The sequence below is a fragment of the Idiomarina sp. ST20R2A10 genome, assembly GCF_051842345.1.
In the GTDB taxonomy this organism is placed as follows: domain Bacteria; phylum Pseudomonadota; class Gammaproteobacteria; order Enterobacterales; family Alteromonadaceae; genus Idiomarina; species Idiomarina loihiensis.
Genome location: NZ_JBNIEY010000020.1, coordinates 1 through 2,781 on the forward strand (window position 1 = coordinate 1; position 2,781 = coordinate 2,781).

Annotated in this window: 2 protein-coding genes; both read left to right on the forward strand. The window is 49.1% G+C overall.

The window, feature by feature from the left end; translation table 11 throughout:
* Positions 1 to 1,118: efflux RND transporter periplasmic adaptor subunit (locus ACP7H9_RS14105; RefSeq protein ID WP_439222920.1), on the forward strand; the 1,118-nt coding region annotated here is incomplete at its 5' end.
* A gap of 11 nt (positions 1,119 to 1,129) precedes the next feature.
* Positions 1,130 to 2,781: efflux RND transporter permease subunit (locus tag ACP7H9_RS14110; protein WP_439222921.1), on the forward strand; the 1,652-nt coding region annotated here is incomplete at its 3' end.

Sequence of the window (2,781 nt, forward strand, 5' to 3'; positions counted from 1 at the left end):
TAGCACTTGCGCTGAGCTTTTCGGTTATGGCGCAGGATGAACACGGACACGACGAAAAAGAAGATACCCACAAGGAAAAAGGCAAACACGAGCAAGGTGAACATAAGGAAAGTGCAGGCGTGGAGCTATCCAGCAAGCAGCTGTCCATGGCGGATATCACCACGCGAACCTTGCAAACTCAAGTTATTGAATACCCGGTTTATGCTCCGGGCGAGGTGGTTGCTAACGACTTTAATAGCTATATCGTGAGTCCGCGCATCGATTCGACCGTTCTCAAACGTTTTGTCAGTATTGGCGACCACGTCGAAAAAGGTGAACCACTAGCCACCCTCTTCAGCGCCACCATGGCGGAGGCGCAAAGTCAGTATTTGGTCACACTTAACGAATGGCAACGCGTGCAGTCACTCGGTGAGTCAACGGTTGGTGAAAAACGCTTTGTTGAAGCGAAAAACGCCTTTACCTCAGCGCAAGCGCAACTCAAAGCATTTGGTATGTCAGCCAGTGATATTAAGCGTTTAAGTAAACCTGACTACCCTATCGGCGAATACCAACTGACCTCAGAAATTGGCGGGATTGTGGTTAGCGATAACTTCAAGCAGGGTCAGCCAGTCAATGCCGGTAACCACTTGGTTGAAGTTCTGCAAGAAGAAACCTTGTGGGTGAATGCTCGGCTACCGGGCTCAGCTGACCTTAATGTGCAGTTTGGTGATCCTGTTACAGTGAGTGTCGACAATCAGCGCTTTGCGGCAAAAGTCATTCAGGAAGGCCACACAATAGACCATAAAACCCGCACCCGAACGGTACGACTTGCGGTAAATAACGAAAAGGACCAATTACACCCTGGTTTATTTGCGGATGTTTATTTCTCAGTCAAGTCGGATGGACCGGTGCTTGCAGTTAAGGACTCTGCCTTGATGCGGGCACCTGATGGTGACTGGCAGATATTCATTGAGCACGAACCCGGAAAATTTGAACCGAAGAAAGTCGAGTTGGTTGATGAAAAGGGTCCGTGGAAAGTTATTCGAGGCGTTAAGGAAGGCACAGAATACGTAGACAACGGCGCGTTTTTCGTTCGCTCACAAATCGCTAAAGGCGGTTTTGACCCACATAACCACTAACAGGAGGTTGTATGTTTCAGCGCATTATTCAGTTTGCTGTCGCTAATCGCCTGTTATTGGTATTGGCTTTATTCAGCATCAGCATTGCGTCATTTTTTGTTATTCCCAAACTTAATCTCGATGCCTTCCCCGATGTTACCAACGTTCAGGTAACGGTAAATACGGAGGCCCCTGGGTTAGCAGCGACCGAAGTCGAGCAGCTGATTACCTATCCGATAGAGTCGGTCATGTATGCCCTGCCCGACGTCAAAGAAGTTCGGTCAATCTCAAAAACAGGTTTATCGGGCATTACGGTAGTGTTTGACGAGAGTGTCGATATCTACTTCGCCCGGCAACTGGTGTTTGAACGACTGCAGGCGGCAAAGGAATTGATACCCGAAGGCGTAGGTACACCCGAAATGGGTCCTAACTCTTCCGGCCTCGGCCAGGTTTATCAGTATCTGCTACTTGCCGAACCGGGCTCCGGTGTCAGCAGTATGGAGCTACGCAGTCTTAACGACTATGTGGTTAAACTGCTACTAATGCCCGTTGAGGGAATTACCGAAGTCTTGTCCTTTGGCGGTAAGGTTAAGCAATATCAGGTTAACCTAAATCCCGCGAAGTTACTGTCTTACGAACTCACACAGCAAGATGTGATGAGCGCGGTCAACAAGAATAACGGTAACGTTGGTGGTTGGTATATGCCCCGCGGTCAGGAGCAGTTGGTTATTCGCGGCACCGGCTGGCTGGATAGCGGTAAAAAAGGCCTGCAACAAATACGACAAATACCGCTCAAAACAGTTGACGGCGTTTCCGTAACACTGGGCCAGGTTGCCGAAGTCGAAATCGGCAGTGAAATTCGCCAGGGGGCGGTCTCAATGTCGCGTAAAGTCGACAGCGAGGTCAACCAGCTGGGCGAAGTGGTGTCGGGTATTGTGCTCAAACGCATGGGCTCGAATACCAAAGCCACCATCGACGGTATTAAAAAGCGCATTCCGCTTATTCAGCAAGCATTACCCGAGGGTGTCACCTTTGAGCCGTATTATGATCAGGCCGACTTAATACAAAAAGCCGTATCTACGGTCGCGTATTCACTGCTCATTGCCTTTGTGTTTATTATCGCAGTATTAGCACTGTTTTTGCTCAACATACGCGCTACTTTTTTAGTGTTACTGTCCATTCCCGTTTCTATCGCCATTGCCCTAATGGTAATGTCCGCGATGGGCATGTCGGCTAACCTGATGTCGCTGGGCGGGATAGCTGTTGCCATTGGTATGCTGGTCGACGGCTCCGTGGTGATGGTTGAAAACATCTTTAAGCACTTAAGTCGTCCGGATAGTGAACATCATGGCGACGCCGAGCAACGCACAGAGCACCGCGACCCGGATCCTCAGGCAGCCAAACTCGACAGTCATGGTATCAAGCTGCGAGTTAAGGAAGCGGCTAACGAAGTGGCTCGACCGGTATTCTTTGCCGCCATGATCATCTTGGTGGTCTTTATGCCACTGTTTAGTTTTCAGGGTGTTGAAGCTAAATTATTTGAACCCATGGCTATCAGCATTATGTTGGCCATTATCTCCGCGGTTTTTGTGGCCATTATGGTTGTCCCGGCATTAGCCAGTTACTTTTTCAGTCGGGGTATTAAGCCTCGTGAAAATAAACTGCTTAAACCACTAGATAATGG